The organism is Citreimonas salinaria (assembly GCF_900107235.1).
Lineage (GTDB): Bacteria > Pseudomonadota > Alphaproteobacteria > Rhodobacterales > Rhodobacteraceae > Citreimonas > Citreimonas salinaria.
In genome coordinates, this window is record NZ_FNPF01000008.1 from 37,065 (window position 1) to 49,761 (window position 12,697).

At 68.7% G+C, this 12,697-nt stretch carries 14 protein-coding genes; 7 read left to right on the plus strand and 7 right to left on the minus strand.

Features of this window, described 5'->3' with window-relative positions:
• Window positions 1-58: 58 nt before the first annotated feature.
• Both BLW27_RS11335 and BLW27_RS11340 read right to left on the minus strand, forming a co-directional pair.
• Window positions 59-844 carry a Bax inhibitor-1/YccA family protein gene (locus BLW27_RS11335; RefSeq protein ID WP_089883349.1) on the minus strand — a complete coding sequence of 262 codons (786 nt, stop codon included), beginning with the start codon at window positions 842-844 and terminating at the stop codon, window positions 59-61.
• Between the two features lie 143 nt (window positions 845-987).
• Complete coding sequence (locus tag BLW27_RS11340) at window positions 988-1,194, minus strand: DUF1127 domain-containing protein (protein WP_089883350.1); 207 nt, start codon at window positions 1,192-1,194, stop codon at window positions 988-990.
• A gap of 125 nt (window positions 1,195-1,319) precedes the next feature.
• On the opposite strand from BLW27_RS11340, the gene BLW27_RS11345 reads away from it, so the two are divergent.
• Complete coding sequence (locus BLW27_RS11345) at window positions 1,320-2,189, plus strand: LysR family transcriptional regulator (RefSeq protein WP_089883352.1); 870 nt, start codon at window positions 1,320-1,322, stop codon at window positions 2,187-2,189.
• Between the two features lie 3 nt (window positions 2,190-2,192).
• Here BLW27_RS11345 and BLW27_RS11350 read toward each other — a convergent pair whose 3' ends face one another.
• Window positions 2,193-2,588, minus strand: a complete 396-nt coding sequence (locus BLW27_RS11350; protein WP_089883354.1) for a hypothetical protein — start codon at window positions 2,586-2,588, stop codon at window positions 2,193-2,195.
• A 67-nt stretch (window positions 2,589-2,655) separates the two neighbouring features.
• Window positions 2,656-3,699, minus strand: a complete 1,044-nt coding sequence (locus BLW27_RS11355; RefSeq protein WP_089883356.1) for an alkane 1-monooxygenase — start codon at window positions 3,697-3,699, stop codon at window positions 2,656-2,658.
• 181 nt (window positions 3,700-3,880) lie between these two features.
• On the opposite strand from BLW27_RS11355, the gene ftsY reads away from it, so the two are divergent.
• The 3 genes from ftsY to BLW27_RS11370 all read left to right on the plus strand — a co-directional run bounded on the left by ftsY (window position 3,881) and on the right by BLW27_RS11370 (window position 6,761).
• The gene (gene ftsY, locus BLW27_RS11360; protein ID WP_089883358.1) at window positions 3,881-5,074 is read left to right on the plus strand and encodes a signal recognition particle-docking protein FtsY; all 1,194 of its coding nucleotides are present in this window, start codon (window positions 3,881-3,883) and stop codon (window positions 5,072-5,074) included.
• A 103-nt stretch (window positions 5,075-5,177) separates the two neighbouring features.
• Window positions 5,178-6,080: an EamA family transporter gene (locus tag BLW27_RS11365; RefSeq protein ID WP_089883360.1), complete on the plus strand. Its 903-nt coding sequence runs from the start codon at window positions 5,178-5,180 to the stop codon at window positions 6,078-6,080.
• 51 nt (window positions 6,081-6,131) lie between these two features.
• On the plus strand, window positions 6,132-6,761 hold the full coding sequence (locus BLW27_RS11370; RefSeq protein WP_089883362.1) for an inner membrane-spanning protein YciB: 630 nt from the start codon (window positions 6,132-6,134) through the stop codon (window positions 6,759-6,761).
• Between the two features lie 37 nt (window positions 6,762-6,798).
• On the opposite strand, the gene BLW27_RS11375 is transcribed toward BLW27_RS11370, so the two are convergent.
• On the minus strand, window positions 6,799-7,233 hold the full coding sequence (locus BLW27_RS11375; protein WP_089883578.1) for an Lrp/AsnC family transcriptional regulator: 435 nt from the start codon (window positions 7,231-7,233) through the stop codon (window positions 6,799-6,801).
• A gap of 127 nt (window positions 7,234-7,360) precedes the next feature.
• Between BLW27_RS11375 and BLW27_RS11380 the strand changes: the two genes are divergently transcribed.
• The 3 genes from BLW27_RS11380 (at window position 7,361) to BLW27_RS11390 (ending at window position 11,541) form a co-directional block, all read left to right on the plus strand.
• Window positions 7,361-8,515 (plus strand): type III PLP-dependent enzyme domain-containing protein, encoded by a 1,155-nt coding sequence (locus BLW27_RS11380; protein WP_089883364.1) that lies wholly within the window; start codon window positions 7,361-7,363, stop codon window positions 8,513-8,515.
• 33 nt (window positions 8,516-8,548) lie between these two features.
• The gene (locus BLW27_RS11385) at window positions 8,549-10,846 is read left to right on the plus strand and encodes a xanthine dehydrogenase family protein molybdopterin-binding subunit (RefSeq protein ID WP_089883366.1); all 2,298 of its coding nucleotides are present in this window, start codon (window positions 8,549-8,551) and stop codon (window positions 10,844-10,846) included.
• 275 nt (window positions 10,847-11,121) lie between these two features.
• A complete protein-coding gene (locus tag BLW27_RS11390) occupies window positions 11,122-11,541 on the plus strand; it encodes a CoA-binding protein (protein WP_089883368.1) in 420 nt (139 codons plus the stop codon).
• Between the two features lie 78 nt (window positions 11,542-11,619).
• Here the strand turns inward: BLW27_RS11390 and BLW27_RS11395 are convergent, their stop codons facing one another.
• A complete protein-coding gene (locus BLW27_RS11395) occupies window positions 11,620-11,931 on the minus strand; it encodes a phosphoribosyl-ATP diphosphatase (RefSeq protein WP_089883370.1) in 312 nt (103 codons plus the stop codon).
• Entirely contained in the window at window positions 11,928-12,686 is a 759-nt protein-coding gene (gene hisF, locus BLW27_RS11400; RefSeq protein ID WP_089883372.1) for an imidazole glycerol phosphate synthase subunit HisF, read from the minus strand. The genes BLW27_RS11395 and hisF overlap by 4 nt, the downstream gene beginning before the upstream one ends.
• Between the last annotated feature and the right edge of the window lie 11 nt (window positions 12,687-12,697).

Below are 12,697 nucleotides of genomic sequence, written 5' to 3' on the forward strand. Positions count from 1 at the left end.
AAAAAGGGCCGGTCGATCGACCGGCCCTTCGTCTGTCTGTCTCGCTTCGGCCGTGCCGCTATTCCTGCTGACCCATGAACATCAGGAGGAACTGGAACATGTTCAGGAAGCTGATGTAGAGGCTCAGCGCGCCGTCGTAGGCGGCCTTGTCCAGCCATTCCTGGTCGCCATGCGCGGCGTGTGCCACGTAGGTGTTCTTGATCTCCTGCGTGTGCCATGCGGTCAGGCCGGCGAAGATCAGCACGCCGATCGCCGAGATCGCGAACATCATCGCGGGCGACTGCAGGAAGATGTTGACGAGCATCGCGATGATCAGGCCGATCACGCCCATGATCAGGAAGGATCCCCAGCCCGAGATGTCGCGCTTGGTGGTGTAGCCCCACAGCGACAGACCGGCGAAGGCGATCGCGGTCACGAGGAACGTCTGCACGATCGAGAACGACGTGAAGACGATGAAGATCGAGCTGAGCGACAGGCCGATCAGCGCGGCGAAGGCGAAGAAGCCAAGCTGCACGCCGGCGGCCGAGCTCTTGCGCATCAGCGCGGTCCAGCCGAAGAAGATGAAGCCCAGCGGCGCGAGCATGATCACCCAGCGCAGCGGGCTGGTGTAGATCAGGGCGCCGAAGTTGGTCAGCATCGAGCCGTTGCCCAGTTGCCCCACGGCCTGCGTCGGATCGGTCGTGGTCGCCAGTCCGGCGATCGCCCAAGCCGCAAGCGCGGTGATCAGCATGCCCACGGACATCGTGCCGTAGACCTTGTTCATGTGGGCGCGCAGCCCGGCGTCGATCCGTTCGGCGCGCGCGCCGGAGACGCCAGCCGCCCGGATCGTGTCGTATTCAGCCATAGAAGCCTCCTTGTCGTACCCTGTCTCGCCCTTCCCGGGGCGCCCCGCGCGCGTGCGCGGTTATGGGCAACATATTGGCGCCCAAGCCGGCTTTTTCAAGCATGACAGGACGGGTGCGACGAAAGATATGCCTCGAATGATGCTTATGCGTCGAGGTCCCAGAAGGGACGCGTTGCCTCGCGCCGCGCGGCGGCGGGCGTGATGCCGATATCGGCCAGCGCGCGGGCGTCCAGTCCGGCAAGGTCGCGCCGCTGACGCGCCACGGCTATCCAGCGCAGGACGGTCAGGCCGAAATTGCCCGAGGGCCGGTAAGCGGGGATGAACGCGGTCGGTGCGACAGTGCGGATCATGATGCAATCCTTCAATTTTCGTGATGTAAGTGGCGGGTGTCATTTCTATCCTTGATCCAGATGCCTATTCGTGATCCATGTGTGAAACGAATGTTATTGACGTCACCCATCACGGACCGTGATCAATGCGCAATTTCGACATCACCACGCTCCGCTCTTTCGCCGCGGTCGCCGAGGCCGGCGGCGTGACGCGTGCGGCCGGCTTCCTCAACCTCACGCAATCGGCGGTCTCGATGCAGCTCAAGCGGCTCGAGGATCTGCTGGGTCTCGAGCTGCTCGAACGCTCGGGGCGGGGCATCAGCCTGACGCCCGCGGGCGCGCAGCTGCTGGGGTACGCGCACAAGATGATCGCGCTCAACGACGAGGCCTATGCCCGCCTGACGCACCAGTCCTGGGAGGGCGAGATCGTGCTCGGCGTGCCGGTCGACATCGTCTACCCGGTGATTCCCAAGGTGCTGCAGCAGATGGAACGCACCCATCCCCGCGTGAAGGTGCAGCTGATCAGCTCGTACACGCGCGAACTGAAGAAGACCTTCGCCCGCGGCGAGGCCGACGTGATCCTGACGACCGAGGATACCAACGGCCCGGGCGCCGAAACGCTGGCCCGCGTGCCGCTGCGCTGGATCGGCGCGCCGGACGGGCAGGCGTGGAAGGGCCGGCCGCTACGGCTGGCCTTCTGCCGCTATTGCGGTTTCCGCCCCGGCGCGCTGACGCGGCTGGACGCCAAGGGCATCGACTGGGAAATGGCCGTCGATTCGGACAACGACCGCACGGTCGAGGCGACGGTCAGCGCCGATCTTGCCGTGACCACCAGCCTGGAAGGCCACGCGCCGCCGCAGCTGGCCTATATCGACGCCGGCAGCGGTCTGCCCGACCTCGGCCTGCAGCGGGTCAACCTGTATTGCGGCGCCGCCAAGTCCGAGATCGTGCTGGCGATGGCCGAGGCGCTGCGCCAGGGCTTCGCCGCGATGAGCGCGACCCCGGCCGCGGCCTGAGGCTCAGACGCCCACGTCGGGTCCGTAACACAGCATCGGCTCGTCGCTCTGCCGCGCCTCGTAAAGCACGGTCGAGAACGGGTCGCCGGCGAATTCGGCGCGCAGGCCGTTGCCCTCGCGATAGAACGCCCAGCATTGCGGGTCGGGGCGGTCCTCGTAGACGAAGCAGATCTGCCCGGCATCCTCGTACCAGTAGCCTTCCTTGCACTCGCCATCGAGGAACGACCACGTCACGCGCCGGTCGTCGCGATAGCGCTCGGCGCCGTAGGGCTGGCCGCTCAGGCCGAAGTAGAGCGTCTTGCCCTCGACATAGGCTTCGAACTCGGCGGCGGACATGCCTTCGGCCGCCACGAGCGGTGCGGCGGCGACGGCAAGGATCAGGGCAAGCGCATGTTTCATGCCTTCCACCATGTCAAAAGGGCGGCACCGGGGAAAGCACATGGTGAACGCTTCGTTAATGCGGGCGCTATGCCGCCGCCACCGGCGCGCCGTCCGGCACCGCCGGGTCCGCGTCCGGCGACCAGGCCAGCGCGCGCTTGTCCATCACCCGGAACCAAAGCGGCGGCAGCAGCGCGATCACCGCCATCACCGGCAGCGAATGCGGCAGCATCGGCATCGCCTCGCGGTCAAGCTCGAGCCCAGGATAGGCCCGCGCAGGGCGCGCGTGATGATCCGAGTGGCGCGGCGCGTTCAGCATCATCGCCGACGTGAACCCGTGCGGCGCGTTCCAGCTGTGCTGCGGACCGACCGGCTCCAGCCGCCCGTCCTCCCGCCTGCGCCGGCGCAACCCGTAATGCTGGACGTAATCCGACAGCAGAAGCTGCGCCTGCGCGTAAACCGCGATCGCCAGCAGCGCCGCGATCCCGGCGCCGCCGCCAAGCGCCGCGGCCACGGTCAGCGATGCCACCGAGCCCGCCCCATAGCCCCAGTAGGGATGCCGGCCGCGCCCGCCGCGCAGGCGCCGCTCGGCCCGCCATCCGGCGCGGAACGACCCGGCCCACGCGCGCACCGCATAGCTGTAGAAACCCTCCTGCAGCCGCGCCGAGTTCGGATCTCCCGCCGACGCCGCATGGACGTGATGCACCCGCAGATGCGCCGAGGCATGGTGCCCGAACAGGATCGACGCGTAGACCGCCGCCCCCAGCAGGCGCATCGCGCGCCGCTTCCTGTGGATCAGTTCGTGCGCGTTGGCATTGCCGACCTGGCCGATGAACAGCGACGCCGCCACGAAGATCAGCGCCTTGTCCAGGGTGCCGTGGCCCTCCGAGGCCAGCGCCGCCACCGCGCCGAACAGGATGGGGAAATGCGCCAGCCCCAGCGCCACCGACAGTGCGGCGCCCGAGGGGAATTCCTGCCCCGCGCGATCGGGCGCGGAAAGCGCCGCGATCCGGTCCAGTGCCCAGGCGAAGACGGTTATGGACGCGACCGCCAGCGCAGCCCACGCCCCGCCCCAGGCGATCCCGGCCGCGACCAGAGCCGTCACGCCGATCGTCACGATTGCAAAGCGCATGCCGCCCCCGCCGGTGTCGCGCCCATCCGGCGCGCGCCCACTCTGGCGCGCGAATCGCGGCACGGCAAAGGCCAAAGCATGGAAATCGCCCGGCCTCCGGGCCGGCGCCACGGCGCGCGGGCGCTTTCAAATCCCGGCGCGGCGTATTAACTCGGTCCAAACGACGGCAAGGCGGTCCTTCATGTCCTTCTTCGGCAAGCTCAAGACAAAACTCTTCAAGTCCTCGTCGAAGCTCGACGAGGGGCTGGATGCCATCGTCCACGAGGGCGACGGCGAACCCGATGCGCCGTCGCCCTCCGAGCCGCCGCAGGAACGGTCCGAAGCACAAGACGTCCCGCCGACGCCCGCGCCCGAGCCGCCGCAGCCGCCCAAACCGCGCGCCGAACAGCCTCCATCGCGCGAAGAGCCGCGCGAGCCGGTGCAGCCCGCCATTCCCGAGGACCTTCCCCGGACGCCCGACGAAGAGGCGCCCGCCCGTCCGGGCCTTCTGGGCCGGCTCTTCCGCGGCCCCGACGCCGCGCCGGTGGTGCGCCGCACCCTCGACGACGAGATGCTCGAACAGCTCGAGGAACTGCTGATCGCCTCGGACATGGGCGTCGATACGGCGCTGCGCGTCACCGCCAACATCGCCGAGGGCCGCTATGGCAAGCGCCTGTCGGTGCACGAGATCAAGACGCTGCTGGCCGCCGAGATCGCCCGCATCATGGAGCCCGTGGCGCGACCCCTGCCGATCTACCCCAAGCGCCCGCAGGTCGTGCTGGTCGTCGGCGTCAACGGCTCGGGCAAGACCACGACGATCGGCAAGCTCGCCAGCCAGTTCCGCGCCGCCGGCAAGTCCGTCGTCATCGCCGCCGGCGACACGTTCCGCGCGGCGGCGGTCGAGCAGCTGCAGGTCTGGGGCGACCGCGCCGGCGTGCCGGTGCTCACCGCGCCCGAAGGTTCCGACCCCGCCAGCCTCGCCTTCGACGCGATGGGCCGCGCGCAGGCCGATGGTGCCGACCTGCTGATGATCGACACCGCCGGCCGTTTGCAGAACCGCGCCGACCTGATGGAGGAACTGGCCAAGATCGTCCGCGTGATCCGCAAGAAGGACCCCGACGCGCCGCACAACACGCTGCTGGTGCTGGACGCCACGACCGGGCAGAACGCGCTCAACCAGGTCGAGACGTTCCGGAAACTCGCCGACGTTTCGGGGCTGGTGATGACCAAGCTCGACGGCACCGCCAAGGGCGGCGTTCTGGTGGCGCTGGCCGACAAGTTCGGCCTGCCCATCCACGCCATCGGCGTGGGCGAGCAGATCGACGATCTCGCCCCCTTCGACCCCGAGGAATTCGCCGCCGCGCTGACCGGTCTGGCCACGGACGACGCCGCATGACGTCCCGCGGCCCCGCGCCGGCTTCTTTGGTCAGCAAATATCCCGGGGAAGGCCGCCCGGCAGGGCGGACGGGGGCAGAGCCCCCACACCCCCACCGCGCCGCATGAGCCAGTGGCTCATCTCCATCGAGGGCACCGAGACGGGCCAGACAGTGGCCCTGTGCCTCGCCCTGCTGGCAGCGTTCCTGCACGCGGCCTTCGGCGCGCTGCAGAAGGGCAAGCACGATCCGTGGCTGTCGCGCGGCGCGATCGACGGCTGCTACGGTCTGATCGCGCTTCCGGTCGCGCTGTTCCTCGTGCCCTGGCCCGAGCCGCACATGTGGCCGATCTTCTTCGGCGCCTTCGTCACCCACACCGCCTACAAATTTCTGCAGGCGGCGGCTTACACCCAAGGCGCCTACACGGTGGTCTACCCGGTGGTGCGCGGCACCGGACCACTGTTCGCGATGATCGGCGCGGTCATCCTGTTCGGCGAATCCTACAGCCTGATGCAGTGGCTGGGCGTCGCGATCCTGGTCTCGGGGATCTTCGGGCTGGCGGTCTACAACCTGATCTTCCTCGAAGTCGATCGCGCGAAGCTGCCCTCGGCGCTAACCCTCGCCGTGGCCACGGGCGTCTTCGTCGCGCTCTACACCACCTACGACGCCTACGGCATCCGCGCCACCGCCGATCCGTTCACCTTCCTCGCGTGGTTCTTCGTGATCGACGGCTGGCTGATGCCGATAGTCGCCGCCTTTCGCCTGCACAGCAGCGGCGAACGCCCCGCCCCCTGGCCGCTGCTGCGGCGCGGGGTGATCGGCGCCTTCGTCGCCTATTTCTCGTTCGGCTCGATCATGCTGGCCACGCGGCTCGACCAGGTGGGCGAGGCCGCGGTGCTGCGCGAGACCTCGACCGTGTTCGCCGCGATCATCGGCTGGCTGGTGCTGCGCGAGACCGTCGGCCCGCGCCGGATCGCGCTGATGGCGCTGATCGCGCTGGGCGCCGTGGTCGTCGAACTGGGCGGCTAGCATTGCGTCCCCGCGCCCCGCGGCCTAACTAGCCCCCAACGGGAGAAACGCATGGCAGACCGCAAGATCAATCCGGCGCTGAAAAGCGCGCTCGAACTCGGCCCGGTGATCGGCTTCTTCGTCGCCTATCTCTGGCTCAAGGACGAGGTCTTCACCTGGGGCGGCACCGACTACGACGGCTTCATCGTCGTCACAGCGGCCTTCATCCCGATCTTCCTGCTGGCGATGGGCATCCTGTGGGCGCTGACCGGGCGGCTCAGCCGGATGCAGGCGTTCACGGCGATCGTGATCGTGGTGTTCGGGGGGTTGTCCGTCTGGCTCAACGACGAACGCTTCATCAAGATGAAGCCCACGATCATCTACCTGCTGTTCGGCGGGCTGCTGGCGGCCGGCCTGTTGCGCCGGCAATCCTGGCTGCAATACGTCATGGAGGAACTCATGCCCATGCGCGACGAGGGCTGGCGAATCCTGACCCGCCGCGTGATGTGGCTGTTCTTCGCGCTCGCCGCCGCGAACGAGATCGTCTGGCGCTTCTTCGATACCGAAACCTGGGTCTATTTCGAGACCTTCGGCCTGCCGCTGGCCGTCTTCGCGTTCTTCATCCTGCAGGGCTCGCTGTTCACCGCGCACGGCATCAAGGACGACCCCGAGGCCGACGCAGAGGGCGACGCCGGGCGATAGTCGCGCCTTCCGGTCCGGCAGGCCTTGCCCCGCGGCCTCAGGCGGTGCGGTCGATCTTGGTGCTCAGGTGGATCAGGCTTTCCGACGACCGCACGCCCTGCGCCTCGCCGATCCTGTCCAGCGTCGCGTCCAGTTCCTCGGTCGTGCCGGCCGACAATTGCACGATCATGTCGACCCGCCCCGAGGTCGTGTGGACCGTCTCGACCACCGGCATGGTGCGCAGACGCGACAGCACGGCCGGGGCGGCGCGCGGCTCGATGCAGATAAGCACCGTGGCGCGCAGCGGCGCGCGCAGCCCCGCGCCCGGCTTGATGGTGAAGCCGGCGATCGCGCCCCGCGCCACCAGCCGGTCCAGCCTTGCCTGCACCGTCGAGCGCGCCAACCCCAGCTTGCGGGCCAGATCGGCGGTCGGCAGGCGGGCATTCTCCGACAGCGCGGCGATCAGCGCCCGGTCCGTTTCGTCGATCTGCAAGGGAACCCCGGCGTTGCGTCGTTCATTTCCGTCATACTGGTCGATCCGGCGCGCGATTCCGAGCGATTTCTGCGGCACGCTGGCAGACGGCGCCAAACAGACGGCGACAAGGAAACAGGAGCGGTTCATGGCAGGCGACAGCAGGCATCTCTTCGAAGGCACGAATCCCGGCATCGGCGCGGCCAGCGGTGCCGACGACGACGCACCCTACTTCGTCCATGATGCGCAGGCGCTGGACCGCGCGGCGCGGGCGTTCCTGTCGGGCTTTCCGGGGCAGGTCACCTACGCGGTCAAGGCGAACCCGGCGCCCGTGATCCTCGCCGGTCTCAGCCGCGCCGGGATCACCGCCTTCGACGTCGCCTCTCCGGCCGAGATGGCGCTGGTGCGCGACGTGGCGCCCGATGCCGCGCTGCACTATCACAACCCGGTCCGCTCGCCTGCCGAGATCGCCGCCGCGCGCCGCCACGGCATCGCCAGCTGGTCGATCGACCGCCCCGCCGAGCTGGACAAGCTGGGCGACATCGCCGGCGACGAGATCGCCGTGCGGTTCAAGCTGACGGTGCGCGGTGCGGCCTACGATTTCGGCGCCAAGTTCGGGGCCGAGCCCGACATGGCCGTGGCGCTGCTGCGTCTGGTCGCCGAGCGTGGCGGCCGGCCCTCGCTGACCTTCCATCCCGGCACCCAGTGCGAAGGCGCCGAGCCGTGGGCGCGCTACATCGCCGCCGCGGCCGACATCGCCGATCGCGCGGGCTGCCGGCTGGCCCGGCTCAACGTCGGCGGCGGCTTTCCGGCCCACCGCTCGGGCGCGGCGCCGGACCTTCAGGGCCATTTCGACACCATCACGCAGGCGGCCACGGATGCCTTCGACACGCCCCCGCCGCTGGTGTGCGAGCCGGGCCGCGCGCTGGTGGCCGACGCCGCGCAGCTGGTGCTGCGGGTGAAGGCGGTGGACGGCCGGACGCTGTTCCTCAACGACGGAGTCTATGGCGCGCTGGGCGAATGGCGGGACCTGCCGGCCGCCGACCGGGTCGCCGTGGTCGCGCCCGATGGCCAGCCGCGCAGCGGTGCGCCGGTGCCGTGGCGCGTCTTCGGGCCCACCTGCGATTCGGTGGACATGCTGCCCGCGCCGCTGTCGCTGCCCGAGGACCTTCAGGACGGCGACCGGGTCGTCATCGGCGGCATGGGCGCCTATGCCGGCAGTCTCGTCACCCGCTTCAACGGTTACGGCACCACCCGCGTCGCGCTGCCTTCGGGCACTGGACACCGGCGCCGCGCCGTCTAAGGTCCGCCGCGATCGGGTCGCGGAGGGAAACACATGGAAAAATTCGGCAAAAGCCAGTCTGTCGCACGGGTCGAGGACCTGCGCTTCCTGACCGGGGCAGGGCGCTATGTCGACGACATCGCGCCCGCGGATGCCCTGCGCGCCTATGTCCTGCGCTCGCCCGTCGCGCATGCCGAGATCACCACGCTCGACACCGCGGACGCCGAGGAGGCGCCCGGCGTTCACCTGGTGCTGACCGGGCAGAAGATGCTGGACGCGGGTCTCGACACGGCGATGAACGCGGTGCTGACGCAGAACCGCGATGGCTCGGCCGCGGCCTCGCCCAAGCGGCCCACGCTGGCCGAGGGGCGCGTGCGCTTCGTCGGCGAACCCGTCGCCATGGTCGTCGCCGACACGCTGGAACAGGCCCGCGACGCGGCCGAGTTGATCGTCTTCGACTACGACGACCTGCCGGTCTGCGTCGAGCTCGCGCCGTCGAATGACGCCATTCACCCCGAGGCACCGAACAACCGCGCCTTCGATTTCGGCATCGGCGACGAATCCGCCACCGCCGAGGCGATCGGGAACACCGCCCGCGTCGTGCGGCTGGAGGTGACCGACCACCGCATCATCTCGAACCCGATGGAGCCGCGCGCGGCCTACGCGGAATGGCGCGACGACCGGCTGCACTTCACCTTCGGCGGGCAGGGCGTCTGGGGCATGAAGGAGCAGCTGTCGCGCATGCTGCACCTCGATTCCGCGCAGGTGCACGTCACAACCCCCGACGTGGGCGGCGGCTTCGGCACCAAGACCATGCCCTACCCGGAATACTTCGCCGTGGCGCATGCCGCGATGGTGCTGGGCCGCCCGGTGCGCTGGTTCTCGGACCGGTCCGAGGCGATGCTGTCGGACAATGCCGGCCGCGACCTCGTGACCATGGCCGAGATGGCCTTCGACGAGAACAATCGCATCACCGCCTACCGGCTGCACAACCTCAGCAACCTCGGCGCCTACAACTCGCAGTTCGGGCAGCTGATGCAGGGGCAGCTGTTCTCGCGCGTGCTGACCGGGGTCTACGACATCCCTGCGGCGTATCTGCGGACCGAGGCCTTCTACACCAACACCACGCAGGTCGACGCCTATCGCGGCGCCGGCCGACCCGAGGCGAACTACGTGCTGGAACGTGTCATGGACCGCGCCGCGCGCGAACTGGGCGTCGACCCGTTCGAGCTGCGTCGCATCAACTTCATCAGGCCCGACCAGTTTCCCTACCCGACGCAGACGGGCGAAACCTACGATGTGGGCGATTTCCGCAAGGTGCTGGACCATGCCGCGCAGGATGCCGATATCGCGGGCTTCCCCGCCCGACGCGCCGCATCGGAGAAGGCGGGCAAGCTGCGCGGGCTGGGGCTGGGCTGCTACATCGAAAGCATCCTCGGCGCGCCGTCGGAAGACGTGAAGGTCGAGTTCACCGGGGACGGCGGCGCTCTGATCTACGTGGGCACCCAGTCGAACGGGCAGGGGCACGAGACGGTCTTCGCCAAGTTCCTCTCCGACCAGACCGGCATCCCGTTCGAGAAGATCAAGGTCGTGCAGGGCGATTCCGACCTGATCGCGGGGGGCGGCGGCACGGGCGGGTCGCGATCCGTGACGGTGCAGACCAACGTGACGCTGGTGGCGGTCGCCGACATGGTGAAGGGCTTCACCGAGTTCCTCGCGCCCGAGATGGGTGTGGCGCCGGACGCGGTGCGCTTCGACGACGAACGCTTCCGCGCGGACGGGTCGAACCTGTCGCCGACGATGGTCGAGGCGGCGCAGATGGCCCGCGAGGCGGGGCGCGACGATCTGCTGACGTGGAAGGCGCATGCGCAGCTGCCAGCGCGCAGCTTCCCCAACGGTGCCCACGTGGCCGAGCTAGAGATCGACCCCGAGACCGGGCATGTCGAGGTCGCGCGCTACACGGTGGTCGACGATTTCGGCAACCTCATCAACCCGCGGCTGGCCGAGGGGCAGGTCCACGGCGGCGTCGTGCAGGGCATAGGCCAGGCGCTGACCGAGGTCGCGGTGCACGATGCGGAGGGCCAGCTGCTGACCGCCAGCTTCATGGACTACGCGGTGCCGCGCGCGGCCGACGTGCCGATGATCGCCTTCGACGTCGAACCCGTGCCGTCCACGGCCAACCCGATGGGCATGAAGGGCTGCGGCGAGGCCGGAACCGTCGGCGCGCTCGCGGCAATGGCCAACGCCATGCAGGACGCGCTGTGGTCACGCGGCGTGCGGCAGGTGGACATGCCGTTCACCCCGCAACGGGTGTGGGAGATGACCCGCGACGCGCCGCTGGCGGCGGAATGAGTCTGTGACCCGAGGCCCTGGCGGAATCGCGTTCTGCCCGGTCCAGACGGAAAGCGATTCTTCCTCGGCCTGCATGCACTTCAAGCGTCCGGGGTCAAGGGAAACAATCACAACTTCTTTACAACCCTTCAAGACGTGGCATTCGCGCCTACATCCGTGACAGGTCTGCAGAGACGGAACCTTTGCAGAGCCTTCACTGTCCCTCGTTCCGTGACTTGCGCCCGAGCTTAGCCTCGGGCGCTTTTTCTTTGTGCCGTCGTTCCTATATCCAAGGCATGATGGAAACAGACGCCCAATTGCGCGCCGTATTCGAGCGCACCCGCAAGATCGCCGTAGTCGGCGCCTCGATGAACCCGGCGCGCCCCAGCCACTACGTTTCGCAATTCTTGGCGCAGAAGGGGTTCACGATCATCCCCGTCAATCCCGGCCATGCCGGTGAGACGTTGTTCGGCGAGACGGTCCGCGCCTCGCTGGCCGACTGCCCCGACGACGTGGACATGGTGGACATCTTCCGCCGGTCCGAGCACGTCCCGCCGGTGGTGGACGAGGCGCTGGAGCATCTGCCGAACCTGAGCACGATCTGGATGCAGATCGGCGTGCGCCACGCCGAGGCGGCCGAGAAGGCCCGCGCCCGCGGCGTGGACGTCGTGCAGGACCGGTGCCCGAAGATCGAGTATCCGCGCCTGTTCGGCTGATGCCTTGAGGTTGTGACGGCGGTACGGCGCTCTTCGGCTACGCCGAACTCGCCCCGCCCGCCGTCCCCGGCCCGCGCGTCAGGTCTTGCGTTTTGCCTTTTCGGCGAGGCCCGATTGCGTCTGCCTGCGGTCGAGTTCGGCCATGACTTCGGCCAGCGCCACGCCGCGCGATTCCAGCATCACCAGCAGGTGGAACAGCACGTCGGCGGCCTCGGAGGCGAGCCGCTCGCGATCGCCCTTCACGGCCTCGATCACCGCCTCGATCGCCTCTTCGCCGAACTTCTCGGCCGCCTTTTCGGGGCCCTTCGCCAGCAGCTTGGCCGTCCAGCTTTCGTCGGGCGATGCCTTGGCGCGCTGCGTGATCAGCGCCGCGAGATCGTCCAGCGTCACAGCCGGACCGCGATGCCGGCCTCGGCCATGTGGGCCTTGGCCTCGGCGATGGTGTGGGTGCCGAAGTGGAAGATCGACGCCGCCAGCACGGCGGAGGCGTGGCCTTCGACGACGCCCTCGACCAGGTGGTCGAGGTTGCCGACGCCGCCGCTCGCGATCACCGGCACGTCGACCGCGTCCGCGATCGTGCGGGTCAGCGGGATGTTGAAGCCTTCCTTGGTGCCGTCGCGGTCCATCGAGGTCAGCAGGATTTCCCCCGCGCCCTTCGCGGCGATCATCATGGCGAACTCGACCGCGTCGATGCCGGTGGGCTTGCGGCCGCCATGGGTGAAGATCTCCCACCGGTTTTCGTCCACCGCCTTGGCGTCGATGGCGCAGACGATGCACTGGCTGCCGAACTGGTCGGCGGCCTCGGCCACCACGTCGGGATTGGCCACCGCCGCCGAGTTGAAGCTGACCTTGTCGGCGCCAGCCAGCAGCAGCGCGCGCACGTCCGCCACGGTGCGCACCCCGCCGCCCACGGTCAGCGGAATATAGCAGGTCTCGGCCGTGCGGGTGACCACGTCGAACATGGTGCCGCGATTCTCGTGCGTGGCGTGGATGTCGAGAAAGCATATCTCGTCCGCGCCGGCGGCGTCGTAGGCGCGCGCGGCGTCCACGGGGTCGCCCGCGTCACGGAGATCCACGAAATTGACGCCCTTGACCACGCGGCCATCGGCGACATCGAGACAGGGAATGATGCGCGTCTTCAACATGGCGGCTTGAT

Excerpts from the sequence above, each read along its gene's own strand:
- BLW27_RS11335 (WP_089883349.1), bottom strand. The coding sequence starts at position 844 with ATGGCTGAATACGACACGATCCGGGCGGCTGGCGTCTCCGGCGCGCGC.
- BLW27_RS11340 (WP_089883350.1), bottom strand. The coding sequence starts at position 1,194 with ATGATCCGCACTGTCGCACCGACCGCGTTCATCCCCGCTTACCGGCCC.
- BLW27_RS11345 (WP_089883352.1), top strand. The coding sequence starts at position 1,320 with ATGCGCAATTTCGACATCACCACGCTCCGCTCTTTCGCCGCGGTCGCC.
- BLW27_RS11350 (WP_089883354.1), bottom strand. The coding sequence starts at position 2,588 with ATGAAACATGCGCTTGCCCTGATCCTTGCCGTCGCCGCCGCACCGCTC.
- BLW27_RS11355 (WP_089883356.1), bottom strand. The coding sequence starts at position 3,699 with ATGCGCTTTGCAATCGTGACGATCGGCGTGACGGCTCTGGTCGCGGCC.
- ftsY (WP_089883358.1), top strand. The coding sequence starts at position 3,881 with ATGTCCTTCTTCGGCAAGCTCAAGACAAAACTCTTCAAGTCCTCGTCG.
- BLW27_RS11365 (WP_089883360.1), top strand. The coding sequence starts at position 5,178 with ATGAGCCAGTGGCTCATCTCCATCGAGGGCACCGAGACGGGCCAGACA.
- BLW27_RS11370 (WP_089883362.1), top strand. The coding sequence starts at position 6,132 with ATGGCAGACCGCAAGATCAATCCGGCGCTGAAAAGCGCGCTCGAACTC.
- BLW27_RS11380 (WP_089883364.1), top strand. The coding sequence starts at position 7,361 with ATGGCAGGCGACAGCAGGCATCTCTTCGAAGGCACGAATCCCGGCATC.
- BLW27_RS11385 (WP_089883366.1), top strand. The coding sequence starts at position 8,549 with ATGGAAAAATTCGGCAAAAGCCAGTCTGTCGCACGGGTCGAGGACCTG.
- BLW27_RS11390 (WP_089883368.1), top strand. The coding sequence starts at position 11,122 with ATGATGGAAACAGACGCCCAATTGCGCGCCGTATTCGAGCGCACCCGC.
- hisF (WP_089883372.1), bottom strand. The coding sequence starts at position 12,686 with ATGTTGAAGACGCGCATCATTCCCTGTCTCGATGTCGCCGATGGCCGC.